At 73.0% G+C, this 13,556-nt stretch carries 13 protein-coding genes; 8 read left to right on the forward strand and 5 right to left on the reverse strand.

All coding sequences use genetic code 11. The features are described 5' to 3' along the window. From AN218_RS07980 to AN218_RS07995, 4 genes are all read right to left on the reverse strand, one after another. Window positions 1-926, reverse strand: a 926-nt coding sequence (locus AN218_RS07980) for a glycerate kinase family protein (protein ID WP_244900341.1), incomplete at its 3' end; no start/stop codon positions are given. Between the two features lie 168 nt (window positions 927-1,094). Then, window positions 1,095-2,522: a phytoene desaturase family protein gene (locus AN218_RS07985; protein ID WP_070016061.1), complete on the reverse strand. Its 1,428-nt coding sequence runs from the start codon at window positions 2,520-2,522 to the stop codon at window positions 1,095-1,097. A 43-nt stretch (window positions 2,523-2,565) separates the two neighbouring features. Beyond that, window positions 2,566-3,384 (reverse strand): inositol monophosphatase family protein, encoded by an 819-nt coding sequence (locus AN218_RS07990; protein WP_070016062.1) that lies wholly within the window; start codon window positions 3,382-3,384, stop codon window positions 2,566-2,568. 50 nt (window positions 3,385-3,434) lie between these two features. Then, on the reverse strand, window positions 3,435-5,330 hold the full coding sequence (locus tag AN218_RS07995) for a gamma-glutamyltransferase family protein (protein ID WP_070016063.1): 1,896 nt from the start codon (window positions 5,328-5,330) through the stop codon (window positions 3,435-3,437). 844 nt (window positions 5,331-6,174) lie between these two features. On the opposite strand from AN218_RS07995, the gene AN218_RS08000 reads away from it, so the two are divergent. The 5 genes from AN218_RS08000 (at window position 6,175) to AN218_RS08020 (ending at window position 9,493) form a co-directional block, all read left to right on the forward strand. Further along, entirely contained in the window at window positions 6,175-6,945 is a 771-nt protein-coding gene (locus AN218_RS08000) for a YbaB/EbfC family nucleoid-associated protein (protein ID WP_070016064.1), read from the forward strand. A gap of 49 nt (window positions 6,946-6,994) precedes the next feature. Further along, the gene (locus AN218_RS08005) at window positions 6,995-7,303 is read left to right on the forward strand and encodes a hypothetical protein (protein WP_141747509.1); all 309 of its coding nucleotides are present in this window, start codon (window positions 6,995-6,997) and stop codon (window positions 7,301-7,303) included. Window positions 7,304-7,369: 66 nt separating this feature from the next. Continuing rightward, window positions 7,370-8,074 carry a hypothetical protein gene (locus AN218_RS08010; RefSeq protein WP_070016066.1) on the forward strand — a complete coding sequence of 235 codons (705 nt, stop codon included), beginning with the start codon at window positions 7,370-7,372 and terminating at the stop codon, window positions 8,072-8,074. Window positions 8,075-8,091: 17 nt separating this feature from the next. After that, window positions 8,092-8,559 carry a hypothetical protein gene (locus tag AN218_RS08015; protein WP_070016067.1) on the forward strand — a complete coding sequence of 156 codons (468 nt, stop codon included), beginning with the start codon at window positions 8,092-8,094 and terminating at the stop codon, window positions 8,557-8,559. Between the two features lie 145 nt (window positions 8,560-8,704). Continuing rightward, window positions 8,705-9,493, forward strand: coding sequence for an SIR2 family NAD-dependent protein deacylase (locus tag AN218_RS08020; RefSeq protein WP_070016068.1), 789 nt, complete (start codon window positions 8,705-8,707; stop codon window positions 9,491-9,493). 33 nt (window positions 9,494-9,526) lie between these two features. On the opposite strand, the gene AN218_RS08025 is transcribed toward AN218_RS08020, so the two are convergent. After that, a complete protein-coding gene (locus tag AN218_RS08025; RefSeq protein ID WP_070016069.1) occupies window positions 9,527-10,615 on the reverse strand; it encodes a methyltransferase domain-containing protein in 1,089 nt (362 codons plus the stop codon). 307 nt (window positions 10,616-10,922) lie between these two features. Between AN218_RS08025 and AN218_RS08030 the strand changes: the two genes are divergently transcribed. From AN218_RS08030 to AN218_RS08040, 3 genes are read left to right on the forward strand one after another with little or no spacing between them, the layout of a single operon-like run. Further along, complete coding sequence (locus AN218_RS08030; RefSeq protein ID WP_309251052.1) at window positions 10,923-11,873, forward strand: hypothetical protein; 951 nt, start codon at window positions 10,923-10,925, stop codon at window positions 11,871-11,873. Then, entirely contained in the window at window positions 11,870-12,574 is a 705-nt protein-coding gene (locus AN218_RS08035; RefSeq protein ID WP_244900342.1) for a hypothetical protein, read from the forward strand. The genes AN218_RS08030 and AN218_RS08035 overlap by 4 nt, the downstream gene beginning before the upstream one ends. Continuing rightward, window positions 12,558-13,502 (forward strand): inositol monophosphatase family protein, encoded by a 945-nt coding sequence (locus AN218_RS08040; RefSeq protein ID WP_079131923.1) that lies wholly within the window; start codon window positions 12,558-12,560, stop codon window positions 13,500-13,502. The genes AN218_RS08035 and AN218_RS08040 overlap by 17 nt, the downstream gene beginning before the upstream one ends. Window positions 13,503-13,556 lie beyond the last annotated feature (54 nt).

A 13,556-nucleotide genomic window follows, 5' to 3' on the forward strand; every position in this document is an offset into this window, starting at 1 on the left:
GCCTTGCCGTGCAGGGTCTGCTCGTCGAGGGAGCCCTCGCCGGTGATGACGAGGTCGGCACGGCCGAGGGCGTCGGCGAAGCCGAGCACCTCCAGCAGGACGTCGATACCGGGCCGGAAGGCGGCGTTCAGGCCGACGAGGGCGCCGTAGCCGATGCCGCCCGCCGCGCCCGCGCCCGGCGCCTCGGCGGTCTCCGCCGCGCGCGGGCCGACGGACTCGCCCATCACCTTCACGAAGTGGGTGAGGGCGGCGTCGAGGACCTGGACGTCCTGTTCGCCGGCGCCCTTCTGCGGACCGTAGACGTGGGCGGCGCCCTTCGGGCCGGTCAGCGGGTTGTCGACGTCGCTGGCGAGGACGACCTCGACGTCCGCGAGCCGCTCGTCGAGCCCGGAGAGATCCGCGGAGACCATCTCGACCAGCGGGCCGCCGCCGTGCGGCACCGGGTCGCCGTCCTCGTCCAGGAAGCGCGCCCCGAGTGCTTCGAGCATGCCGGCGCCGCCGTCCGTCGTCGCGGAGCCGCCGACGCCGAGCACGACGGTGCGGGCGCCGGCCTCGACGGCGGCGAGGATCAGTTCGCCGGTGCNACCGCGGGTGGTGGCGGTCAGCGGGGCGTAGACGCCGGGGGGCATCAGCTCCAGGCCGGACGCCTGGGCCATCTCGACCACGGCCGTGCCCTCGTGCAGGGCGAAGGCCGCCGTGACGGGGGCGCCCAGCGGTCCGGTGACCTCGTGTTCGCGGCGCTCGAATCCGGCCGCGACCGCCGCCGCGACGGTGCCGTCGCCGCCGTCGGCCACGGGCAGCGCCTCCACACTCGCGTCGGGCCGCGCCCGCCTGATCCCGGTCGTGATCCGCTCGGCGGCCTCGACGGCCGTCAGCGATCCCTTGAACTTGTCCGCGGCGATCAGTACGCGCGCCGTCGTCGTCATGGTTCTGCCCCTGGGTCTGTTTACGTTCGAACAGGCAGTCGCGCCGATGCGACCTTATCCGCCACGTGCCCCCGGCCACCATGGGCTACGCGATGTAAGCGCTGCGCGGAGGCTCCCGTACCGGAACGCGTTCTGCGGGAGGGCGGCGCGCGGCGCTCCGCGGGTCGCTCAGGGACGCTGCCGCAGCCGCCGCCAGACGGCACGTGCGGCGTGATGTCCTGCCATTCCGTGCACGCCGGGGCCGGGCGGCGCCGAGGAGGAGCACAGGAAGACGGCGGGGTGCGCGGTGCCGTAGGGCTCGCGCGTCAGTTTCGGACGGATCATCAACTGGAGTCCGTCGGCGGCGCCCGCGCAGAAGTCGCCGCCGACGTAATTGGCGTTGCGGGCGGCGAGTTGGGGCGGTCCGGCGGTGGCACGGGCCAGGACGCGGTCGCGGAACCCCGGTGCGAAGCGCTCCAGTTGGGCTTCCACGGCCTCGGTGGCGTCGCCCTCCCAGCCGTTCGGTACGTGTCCGTACGCCCAGAAGACGTGCTTGCCCGCGGGGGCGCGGGTGGGGTCGACGAGGCTGGGCTGAGCGGTGATCAGGAAGGGGCGCTCGGGGGCGCGTCCGGCGACGGCGTCCTCCAGCGCGGTGCCGATCGCGCCCGCCGTCGGGCCGACGTGGACGGTGCCCGCGCGGCGTGCCTCCTCGGACGTCCAGGGCACCGGCCCGTCCAGGGCGTAGTCGATCTTGAAGACGCTCGCGCCGTACCGGAAGGCGTCGTAGGCGTTGCCCAGGCCGGCGATACGGGCGAGGGCGCGCGGCGAGGTGTCGAAGACATAGGCGCGCGCCGGGGGCAGTTCGTCGAGGCGCTTGACCTCGGTGCCGGTGTGGATCTGCCCGCCCTTCGCGCGTAGATATGCGGCGAGGGCGTCGGAGATCGCCTGCGAGCCGCCGCGCGGTACCGGCCACCCGGCCCGGTGCGCGGCCAGCGCGAAGGTCAGCGCGGCCCCGCTCATCGCGGGCGTGGAGAGCGGCGCGATGACATGGCCGCCCATGCCCGCCATCAGCGCGCGTGCCTTCTCGTCCCGGAAGCGGAGGTTGAGCAGGGAGACCGGCTGAAGGGCCGTCAGGCCGAACCGGGCCAGCAGCAGCGGGTGTTGGGGGAAGCGGCCGTTGAACCAGGAGCCCATGCCGAGGAAGTCCTCGGCCAACTCGTCCCAGCGCGGCAGGAAGGGCTCGACCATGCGCCGGTAGGCGGCGGCGTCGCGCGGACCCAGCGAGCGGGCCGTCTCGCTGACGGAGCGGGCGAGGACGGCCGACGTGCCGTCGGGGAAGGGGTTGGCCATGCACAGTTCGGGGTGCAGCCACTCCAGCCCGTACTGCTCCAGCGGCATGCTGGTGAAGGCGGGCGAGACGGCGGCCGTGGGGTGCACCGCCGAGCACGGGTCGTGCCGGAAGCCGGGCAGTGTCAACTCCTCGGTGCGCGCGCCGCCTCCGACGGTCTCCCTCGCCTCGAAGACCTCGACGGAGAAGCCGCGTCGGGCCAGTTCGACTGCCGCGGTCAGACCGTTGGGCCCTGCTCCCACGACGACCGCGTCACGGATCGATGGCACTTGCGGCTCTCCCCTCGCCTGTGAGGTCACGTGCCGTACCCGGTCAACGTCCGGCGCGCAGCAGCCCCACCATACGCCGGGCCGTACCGGCGTCCCGCGCCGCGGTGAAGGGCAGCGCGTTGCCTCCGGCGAGCCGGAAGGGACGGTCGTCGACGGTGCGGCTCTCGCCGCCCGCCTCGGACACCAGCAGCAGCCCCGCGGCGTGGTCCCAGGCGGCCTCCCAACTGAAGGCGACGGCGTCGAGCGCGCCGCGGGCGATGGCCAGATACTCCAGGCCCGCGGAGCCGCAGGGGCGCGGGTCGACGCCCTCGGTGCGCAGCCCGAGCAGCGAGTGCTTCTGCTCGTCGGTGGTGAAGTCCGGGTGGGAGGTGGCCACTTCGAGCACCGTGCCCTCGGCCGGCGAACCGGCGCGCAGCGCCTCGCCGTTGAGCAGGGCGCCGCCGCGGTGGCGGGCGATGGCCATCTCGCCGGGGACCGGCGCGTACGTCCAGGAGGCGAGGACCTCGCCGTAGCGGGCGAGGGCGACCAGCGTGCAGAAGCCCTCGTGTCCGTGGACGAACTGCCGTGTGCCGTCGATGGGATCGACGATCCACACCGGGGCGTCGCCGTGCAGCGCCTCGTAGGTGGCGGGCTTGGCGTGCACCGTCTCCTCGCCGACGACGACGGAGCCGGGCACCAGGCGCACCAGCTCCCTGCTGAGGTACTCCTCGGCGCGTTGGTCGGCGACGGTGACCAGGTCGTGCGGCCCGCTCTTCTGCACCACCTCGTCGTCGGAGAGCTCTCTCCAGCGCGGCGTCACCTCCTCCGCCACGGCCCTGCGGACGACGCCTTCGACTGCGGAGACCAGCTCATCGTCGATCATGCGCCCATGAAAGCACGCGGGGGTCGGCGGCGCCGCCCGCCGGGACGAGGTCACCGGCCGACCGCATAGCCCTGCATGCCGCGCGCGTTGGCGCCGGCGCTGAGGACTCCGCTCTCCGGGTCGCGGGCGACGGCGCACAGCCTGCCCTCCGACCAGGCCGGGCCGACGGAGACGTCGTGGCCGCGCCGCCGCAGGCCCTCGATGACCGAACGGGGCGTACGGGACTCGACGGTGACGCTGCCGGGGTGCATCTCCCGCGGATAGAAGGAGCCGGGGAAGCTGTCGGTGTGCCAGTCGGGGGCGTCGATGGCGCCCTGGAGGTCGGGCCCGCCGCGTATCTGCGGTCGCAGCGCGGCGGCGAGCAGGAAGTGAAGCTGCCACTGGTCCTGCTGGTCGCCGCCGGGTGTGCCGAAGGCGAGCACCGGCCGTCCGCCGCGCAGCGCCAGGGACGGGGAGAGGGTGGTGCGCGGACGGCGGCCCGGCGTCAGGGAGTTGGGCAGTCCGGGCTCCAGCCAGGCCATCTGCAGACGGGTGCCGAGCGGGAAGCCGAGCTCGGGGACGACGGGGTTGGAGTGCAGCCAGCCGCCGCTGGGGGTGGCGCTGATCATGTTCCCCCAGCGGTCGACGACGTCGATATGGCAGGTGTCGCCGCGCGTCTCGCCGGTGCGGGCGACGGTGGGCTCGCCGGCGCCGGCGCGGAACGCGGCGTTCCCGCCGGCGAATCCGGGGTCGGGGGTGAAGCTGCCCTCGCGGCCCTCGGCGACGGCGGTGGCGTGTGCGGAGAGCCGGGGCGTGCGGCCCTCGGGGCTGCCGGGGCGCAGTGCGCGGGACGCGCTCTCGCCGACGAGGGTGCGCCGCTCCGCGTTGTACTCCTGCGAGAGCAGGGCCTCGACGGGGACGGCGGAGGCGCCGTCGGCGTCGCCGTACCACGCCTCGCGGTCGGCCATGGCGAGCTTGGTGCCCTCGATGAGACGGTGGACGAACGCGCCGTCGGCGGAGGCGGAATCAGCGGCGCCGGAGTCAGGGGCGGCATCGGTGCCTTCGAAGCGCACGTCGTCGGCCGTCAATCCGTCCGGCAGCAGCGCGAGTTGCTGGAGCAGCGCGGGGCCCTGCGACCAGGGTCCGGCCTTGCAGACCGTCCAGCCGTTCCAGTCGTAGGTGACCGGGTCCTCGTACGCGGCCTCCCAGCCGGCGAGGTCGTCGCCCGTGAGGGTGCCGGTGTGGCGCTCGCCGGAGGTGTCCATGGTGGGGCGTGCCGACGCGGCGACGAGCGCCTCGGCTATGAACCCCTCGCGCCATATGCGCCGTGCGGCCTCGATGCGCTGCTCGCGGCCGGGGCCCGCCGCGGCGGACTCCTCCAGCAGACGGCGCCAAGTCGCCGCCAGCGCGGGGTTCTTCAGGAGTGCGCCGGGGGCGGGTGCCTCTCCTCCGGGGAGATAGAGGGCGGCGGAGGTGGTCCACTCGGTCTCGAAGAGCTCCCGTACGGTCTCCACCGTCTCCCCGATGCGTTCGACGGCGGGGTGCCCGCGCTCGGCGTAGCCGACGGCGTGGCCGAGGACGCGTTCCAGGGAGAGCGTGCCGTAGTCGCGCAGCAGCGTCATCCATGCGTCGAAGGCGCCGGGCACGGCGGCCGCGAGCGGACCGGTACCGGGGACCAGGCCGAGGCCGAGCGAGGTGTAGTGCTCGATGCTCGCGCCGCGCGGCGCGACTCCCTGGCCGCACAGCACCCGTACGGGGCCGTCGGCGGGCGCGATGAGGACGGGCACCTCGCCCGCGGGCCCGTTGAGGTGCGGTTCGACGACGTGCAGCACGAAGCCCGCGGCGACGGCGGCGTCATAGGCGTTGCCGCCGTCCTCCAGCACGGCCATCGCGGTCTGGGACGCGAGCCAGTGGGTGGAGGAGGCCATGCCGAAAGTGCCTTGGAGGGTGGGACGGGTCGTGAACACGGGCGGTACGGCTCCTCGTTGGTGCGGGGGCTGAGGGCGGCGACGCCGACGTGGGTGGGCCCGGGGCAGCGCGCGGCGCGGGTGCCTCCGTACGGCGGCGGTCGAGGGCTGCGGCGGTCGGGGGCGGCGGCGAGGGACGAGGGTGGGTGAAGCGGCGGTGCCGACAGTCTGCGTCCCGGCCCCGGCCTCGGGGAAGACGGAGAGGCGCAGATCTCCCGGCGGTACGGTCCGCTGCCGTGGCGTACGTGGCCGACGTGACCGATGTGCCCGCGACCAGGGGCTGGACGGTGAACTCACCGGCCCCCAGGCCTTGTTCACCGGCACCGCGCAGAACCGCCGTACGCCGGCGGGCAGAAGACACCCTCCGCCGGGCCCCCGTCTCCGGAACTTCACCCGTCCCTCACGCCAACCGCACAGGCGCCGCGCCGCGTTGGCGCAGCCTCCGTACGCCGCTCTCCGGGCCGCCGGACGCCCCGACCGGGCGGGCGTCGATAACCAGCCACGTCAACACCGGTCGGACACCGGCCCGGCTCCCGTCCGCCGATCGCAAAACCCCAGTTCGTGGTCGACGGTTGGAGGCTCCGTCCTACACTTGCCCGGGGCGGTGCAGTGGCTGGTCCGTTCGCCTGCGAGTGCAGTGCGCAAGGTCTAGTGTGTTTTGCTCAGCCTCGGCTGCTCGGGAGGGACGAGGACACAGGGGCACGCCATCGTCGGCCTGGCCGGAAACGGCCGGGGGGCTACGTTGCGTCGGCGCACCGGTCGCCGGGTCCGTGCATCACTCACGGCCCGCCGGACGGCCGCTCCCACCCGAGAACTGCCGGCGACAACTACGGGGAAGGGACCCATGCCTGACGACGCCCGCGATCGCATCGACGACTTCCGGGACAGCGCCGACGTGGACGCGCAGATCCTGGAGCAGCTCAAGAACGCCGGTCCCAGCGAGGGCCTCGACAACACCGGGTCGGTCAAGGTCGACCTGGACACGGAAGGAAAGCTCGCCGGGATCCGGGTCGACCCCGACTGGAACCGGTCCCTCCGGGGCACCGAGCTGAGCTCCGCCGTACTCGAGGCGTACCAACAGGCCGCCACGAAGCGCCTGGAGGGCTGGGGCGAGCAGATCGAGCGCGCCGAGGCGGATCCGCCGCGTCCGCGGCCACGGCCCGGGATGTCCGACACGGTGGCCGGTCAGCTCTTCGAGCGCTTCGAGCAGACTGGCGCGACGATCGACGACACACGGGCCATGAACAAGCTCCTGGACATGCTCGACGAACTCGAGGGTGCCATGGACCAGGCCAGCGCCGACGCGGACTCGATGGCCACCACCGAGGTCACCGGCCGGAGCAGCTCGGGGCACGTCACCGCCACCGTCTCCGGGACGGGCGACCCGGTCGGCCTGGACTTCGACACACGCTGGCTTGAGCGCGCCCACGCCTTCAACATCGGCCGCGAAGCGACCGAGGCGCTGGAGCAGGCCCGCCGCCGGCTCGCCGAACGGACCGAGGAGAGCCCGCCGTTCGCCCGGCTCTCCGCCCTCGCAGCCCTCGCCGAGAACCCGTCCGACCTGGCCGACTACCTCGGGATCGAGAACACCCCGCCCCCCGGTTCTCCCCGCTGAGACCGTATCCGCGAACCGCTGACGAACCGCCGACGAACAGGAGCCACCGATGACTTTCAAAGCGTCCATGGAGGCGTTGACCAAGGATGCCAAGCGCTGGGACGACACGGCCTCGATGCTGCAGACCGCCAAGGGCGACTGCGCGGACATGACCCTGCGCGCCCAGGACTTCTCCTTCATGGGAGGCGACGTCCACAAGCAGTACGAGCAGGTGCGCTCGTTCATGGAGGACTACCTGCGCGACGGCGAGCGCGAGACCTCCGGCGCCGCGGACGCGCTCCGCAAGGTGCACAACACCTACCAGGGCAGCGACGACGACGCGAAGTCACGCCTCAAGTCGGCCTGGGAATGGCAATGAGCCACTGAGCCGTAGCTGCGACAAGCCCCAACGACCAGTACCGCAACGGGAGACAGAGACACCACCATGGACATCAACGAACTGATCCAGAAGATCGTCGACAAGCTCGACCGCATCCGCGACCTCGTCAAGCAGGTCCAGAGCAAGATCAACGGACTGCTGTCCCACGTACCCGGGTTCCTGCACTGGGTCATCTCGAAGGTCGAGGACCTCTGGAACAAGTTCTGCGACAAGATGTCGGAGTTCTGGGACTGGTTCACCGACAAACTCGCCTACGCCGGCGATCCGTTCCTCCTCAAGGACACCGGCGAGAAGTGGAACAGCAAGCTCGGTGTCCCCGCCCACCGGCGGGCGACCGAGGTGGATTCGGACGACCTGCTGGTGGACGACAACTGGACGGGCAGCGCGGCCAGCGCCTACAAGTCCAAGATCGGCGGCCAGAAGGACGCGCTCAACCTGGTCGGGCGCAGCTACGCCTCCGGTGTCTCCTCCGCCCTCAACACCATGAAGACCGGTATCTGGATCTTCTGGATCGCGATCGTGAGCGCGCTGGTGGTGGCCACTCTGGCGTTCATCGCCGGTATCGGCGCCGAGGGCACCATCATCGGCATCCCGGCGGGTCTGCTGGCGCAGATCTCGGCCGTGGTCGGCTTCCTGCTCGCCGCCGGCGGCGCCACCGTGGCGCTGAAGTTCGCCGCCGACGACTCCGCCTCGTCGCTGCGCAACCTCAGCAACTACAGCGACAAGTGGCCCAGCTTCGCCCTCAGCTGATGCGGAACGGTGCATAGATGACAACCAGTGTTCCCGACGCCACCGTCAAGCGGTTCCTGACGGTCCTCGGCGTCCTCGCGCTCTTCTGGACGCTGCTGCACGCGGGGCTCACCGCCGTGGCGCTGACGTCGGGGCAGACGTCCGGCTCGATAACCGGGGCGCTCCAGGTGATGACGTACACCTCGCCGATCCTGGCGCTGCTGTCCTTCTGCGGTGCCGGCCTCGCCTTCTCGGGCCGGACGGCGACCCGCCGGCCGGGGCTCGCGGGCGTGGCCTTCCTGGTCATGGCACTGGTGATCGCGATGGTGGCGGCCGGGTGTGCGGGCATGCTGATCCGGGACGCGGAACCGTGGGTGCTGTTCTGGCTGCCGATCAACCTCCCGCTGATCGTCGCGGTGATCGTCTTCCGGAGGGTCTTCCGGTCCGCCCAGCGCAGCCGGCTGCGTGACGGACCCGACTGGGCCGGGACCGGCACGTCCCGGTGACCGGCCGGCACCACCCGGCCCTCCCGCCGGGCTCGCGGGCGGCGACCACGACAGGGTCGTCGCCCGCACCCATGCCCGTGCCCGTATCCGTACTCGTATCCGTACCCGTACTCAAGTCCGGCCGGAGGCAGGCTTCTTGGCGCACATGAGCGACTCCGACGGGCACGCCCCGCAGCCTCCCGGCGAACCGGCGCCGGGTGCCTCGGCCCGCGGCCCGCTCGTGGCGATCCTCACCGGGGCCGGAATCTCCACTGACTCCGGCATCCCCGACTACCGCGGCCCGCAAGGGCTGTGGCGCACGGATCCGGAGGCGGAGAAGCTCGTCACGTACGACTATTACATGAACGATCCGGACATCCGCCGCCGCTCCTGGCGGATGCGCCGCGACAGCACCACCTGGGGCGCCCGGCCGAACGCCGCGCACGAGGCGGTGGCGCGGCTGGAGCAGACCGGGGTGCCGGTGCGGGTGATCACACAGAACGTGGACGGACTGCACCAGCTCGCCGGGCTGCCGGACCGCAAGGTGCTGGAGCTGCACGGCAGTTCACGCACGGTGCTCTGCACGCGGTGCGCGGCGCAGAGCACGATGGCCGAGGCCCTGGAGCGGGTCGAGGCGGGCGAGGAGGACCCCGGGTGCCGGGAGTGCGGGGGCGTCCTCAAGTCCGCGACGGTCATGTTCGGGCAGGCCCTCGACCCGGAGGTGCTGGGGGAGGCGGTGGCCGTGGCCAAGGCGTGCGACGTCTTCGTCGCCGTCGGGACGTCGTTGCAGGTGCAGCCGGCCGCGTCCCTCGCGGAGGTCGCCGCGAGCCACGGTGCGCGGCTCGTCATCGTCAACGCCGAGCCCACACCGTACGACGCCCTCGCGGACGAGGTCGTACGCGAGCCGATCGGTACGGCGCTGCCCGCGCTGCTGGCGGAGCTGGGCGGGGACTGAACGGCGGGCGCCCGGCGTACGGCCCGGCGGCCCTCACCGCGCGGTGCGCAGCCGGACGTGCCACCAGCCGCCGGCCCCGTCCGCACCCGCCGGTGTCTCGCGCCCGTCGTCCGGTCCCGGTTCCGGCCCGGGCCCCGACTCCAGCTCCGCGCCCAGCTCGTGCGTACGCGGCGCTCCGCTCTCCTTCCAGCGGCGGACGAGTCCGGTGAGCGCGTCGAGCGCGGGGGATCCGGAGTCGTCGGCGAAGAGATGGGCCCCGGTGACGAGCGCGGCGTGCGCGGTGCCGTCCGGGGTGAGGACGCCGAGGCCGATGCCGTTGCCGCGCTCCAGGGTGGCTTCGAGCAGGCCCTCGGGGCGTACGGCGAGGAGCCAGTTCTTCAGGTGGTACCACCCGGCTCCCTCGACGGGCGTGGCCGCGGTGTGCCGCCCGCCGGTGAGCGCCGTCAGGAACGCGGCCGCATCGGACGGATCGCACGAGCCGAGGACGGTCGCCGAACGCCCGCTGCCGTCAGGGGCGTCGACGTGGGTGACGTCCTCGCGGCGTTCCGGCGCGATCATCGGCATATAGCCGCCGTGGAAGACCTCGGCCCGGTGCGGCTCCTCCCCCGCGCCCGCCGTGATGCGCGCGATCGCATAGCCGTTGGGCAGGTCGCCGACGCGGACGCCGCTCAACAGCACGCCGCCCGGCCGCAGTTGACGCAGCCAGGCGTCCGGCACGGCGGGCGGTGTGGTCCCGGCGAGGATGCGGTCGTAGGGGGCGCGGGGCGCATGTCCGGCGAGGCCGTCGCCGACGACGACCGATACGCGGTCTCCGTGGGCGGCATAGAGGGCCTTGGCGCGCCGGGCGAGGCCGGGGTGGATCTCGACCGCCGTCACCTGCCCCTCCTCGCCCGCGAGTCGGGCGAGGAGCGCGGCGGAGAGTCCCGAACCGAGGCCGATGTCCAGGACGTTCGCGCCGGGCGGTACGTCCAGCACGGCCAGATGGCGGTGGGTGACCTCGGCGGGTGTGCAGGGGCGTACGGCACGGCCGTCCGCGCCGTGGAAGCGCTCGGCGGGTACGGCGGCCACGGCGCGGCCGAGCGCCGTCCCGGCGTTCTCGGGATCCCCGGAGTTCGCGTGCATCGAGCCGTCCTCACGTCCTCGTCCCGCGTTCTGGGTTGTGCGCGCGCCGGTCCCGCGTCGCGTCCGCGCCCGCGTCCGCCACGCCGTTGGCGCCGTAGCCGTACGCGCCCGTACGCCCCGTACCGACGCGGCAGCAGCCTACGCACCGAGCGGCCCGCCGACCGGCGCACGGCCCGCACACGCACCACCCACCCCCGCAATGACGGGCCGAAGTCCCGCCGCGTACGCCGCAGTTGGCCGCGCCCCGCCTGGCGGCGCACTCGCCGCAACTCCTACGATGCTGGTCATCACGGGGAGGAGCACTTACGTGGCACAGCGTGTGGGACGTCTGGAGATGGGCGTCGGCTGGATCATCCGGAACCTGGACGTCGTCATCGCCGTCGGACTGGGCCTCACCGTCGGACTCCTGGACGTCTTCGGGGACGTCATCAGCGACGACGTCTCCTCCGGCGCGACCCTCCTGGTGCTCGGCGCGCTCGCGGTCGGCTCCATGACCGAGCGTGTGCGCCGCAAGTCCGACATCCAGGAGGTCTCGGCGGACACCCGCCGGGCCCTGGAGGACCTGGCGATGGTGCGTTCCCTGTCCGGCAACGAGGTCGCCGAGGCGCTGAGCAAGGCGCGGGAGCAGACCAACCGCTGGTATTTCAAGGGCGGTACGGGCACCTATCTGCGGGCGGTCACGCTGCCGCGCTGTGTGGAGACGGCCACGCGGCTGCGCACACCGCTCAGCATCAAGATCGACATCATCAACCCCGGCAGTGAGAAGACCTGTTCGGACTACGCGCGCTTCCGGCAGACCTTCGCCCGGCAGCGCAACGTCGACGCGGCCAACGCCTGGACGGCGACGCGTACGCGCAAGGAGTCCTACGCGACCGTGCTCGCCGCGTGCTGGTACCGGCAGCGGCTGGACACCCTGGAGGTCAGCGTCCACCTCTCCTCCGGCGTGCCCACGCTCCGCTTCGACCTCTCCGAGTCCTGCCTGGTCATCACGCAGGACGACCCGAACCGCGTCAACCTGCTCGTCGCCCGCGACCAGCCGCTCTACGACTACTACGTGACCGAGCTGCACCAGAGCAGGGAGCAGGCCGAGCGCCTCGACCTGCACGCGCTGCCGCCGCTGAGCGACGAGCCCACGGTCGACGAAGTACGCGCCGTCTTCGACCATTTGGGGCTGCCGCTCCCCGCCGTCTTCACCGACGGCGACGTCGGCGAGATCATTGACAAGGCACTGCACGCCGAGGACCCGTACCGGAGGTGAACCGCACCGCCGCCATGGACTACGACGAGCTCGAAGACGCGCTGCGCAGCGGTGCTTCAACGGACGGGCCGCGCGCGGCGGTTGCCGGCGTCCTCGGTGACATCGTCTCCGGCGCACGGGACTTACGCGCCGTACGGCATCCGCTGGGCTTCCTCTGTCTGCCCGTCGTACGCGAGGGCGGACGCGGCGTGTGCGTGCACCTCTTCGACGGCGACGCCGACGCCGGGCCCGCGGATCCCTTGGATCCCGCCGCCTCCGGTGTGCACGCCCACAGTTGGGAGCTGCTGAGCTACGTCGTCTACGGACGGGTCGCCAACGTCCCCGTACGGGTGGACGATTCAATACCCGCTGACTCCGGCGAGGCGACGCACCGCGTCTTCGAGGTGCACAGCGCCCGGGACGGCACCGACGAACTGCGGCCCACCGAGCGGCTGGTGCACAGCGAGCCCGGTCCGGAGCACGTCAGCGGCGGCGGCGAGACGTACACGCTGGCGGCGGGCCAGTTCCACTCCACGGTCGTACGGGGCGGTGAGCCCGCGGCGACGCTCGTGCTGGGCCGGACGCTGCCGGGACGCTCCGACCTCTTCCTCGGACCACTGCACGGCCACGGCCACCGCACGGTGCGCCGGCTGTGCGGCGCAGAAGACACCAGGCAGACCGTGCGGGCGGCGCTGAGGAGGGTCCATGGCGGGCAGCGGTAGTGACGCGGGCGCGACGGCGCGGGACGACGGAGGGACGCGGCGACGACGCGAGGGGCCCGGCGGCGGCGCGGGCGAGGGCGCCGGTGAACTCCGCGTCCACGAGCGGAAGTACGCCCATGAGCAGAAGGTGGCCGTCGCCGCCGCCGAGGAGGCCGGTGCGCTGCTGCGGGCCCGCTTCGGCGAGGCGCACACCGTACGCAGCAAGGGCGACGGCGGCGACGTCGTCACCGATCTGGACCTGGCGTCCGAGGAGGTCGTGCTCGCCGCGCTGCGCACGCACTTCCCGCACGACCGGATCGTCTCGGAGGAGGCCGGTCTGCTCGACGCCGCCGGCAGCCGTACGTGGCTGGTGGATCCGCTGGACGGCACCAACAACGTCGCGATAGGGCTCACCGCGTACGCCGTGGGGATCGCGCTGTGCGTGGACGGCTCCCCGGTGGTCGGCGTCGTACACGAACCGGTGACGGGACGCACCTGGCGCGCGGCGCTCGGACAGGGCGCGTGGTGCGACGGTCGGCGGCTGACCGGGCCGTGCGGGCGCTCGCCTGCGTCCGGGCCCGTGCTGGCCTGGACACAGGGCCACGCCGTGGGCCGCGGCGACGGGCGGGCGCTGGCGCTGCGCGGCGCGCTGGAGCTGCACGCCCGGCGGGTGCTGCAACTGTGGGCGCCGCTGCTGGGCTGGACGATGCTGGCGAGCGGCACCATCGACGGGTACGTGGGCTACCGCGCGGAGGGTGTGGACTTCCCGGCGGGCGCGCTGCTGGCGAGTGAAGCAGGCGTGGAATTCCGTACGTTGGCGGGCGGCGCGTTCCAAGTCGGCTTCGACGGGCCGGACTCGGGGCGCAGCTTCGTGGCGGCGCGGGGCGAGATGCTGCCGTCGCTGCTGGACCTCGTCTCGGCGGCGTCCCCGGCGGCGGCACGCGGCTGACGGCCGAGGCGCGGCGGAACCTCCGGCCGTCACCGTCGAAAAGCCCGCCCCCAC

The organism is Streptomyces nanshensis (assembly GCF_001751255.1).
Lineage (GTDB): Bacteria > Actinomycetota > Actinomycetes > Streptomycetales > Streptomycetaceae > Streptomyces > Streptomyces nanshensis_A.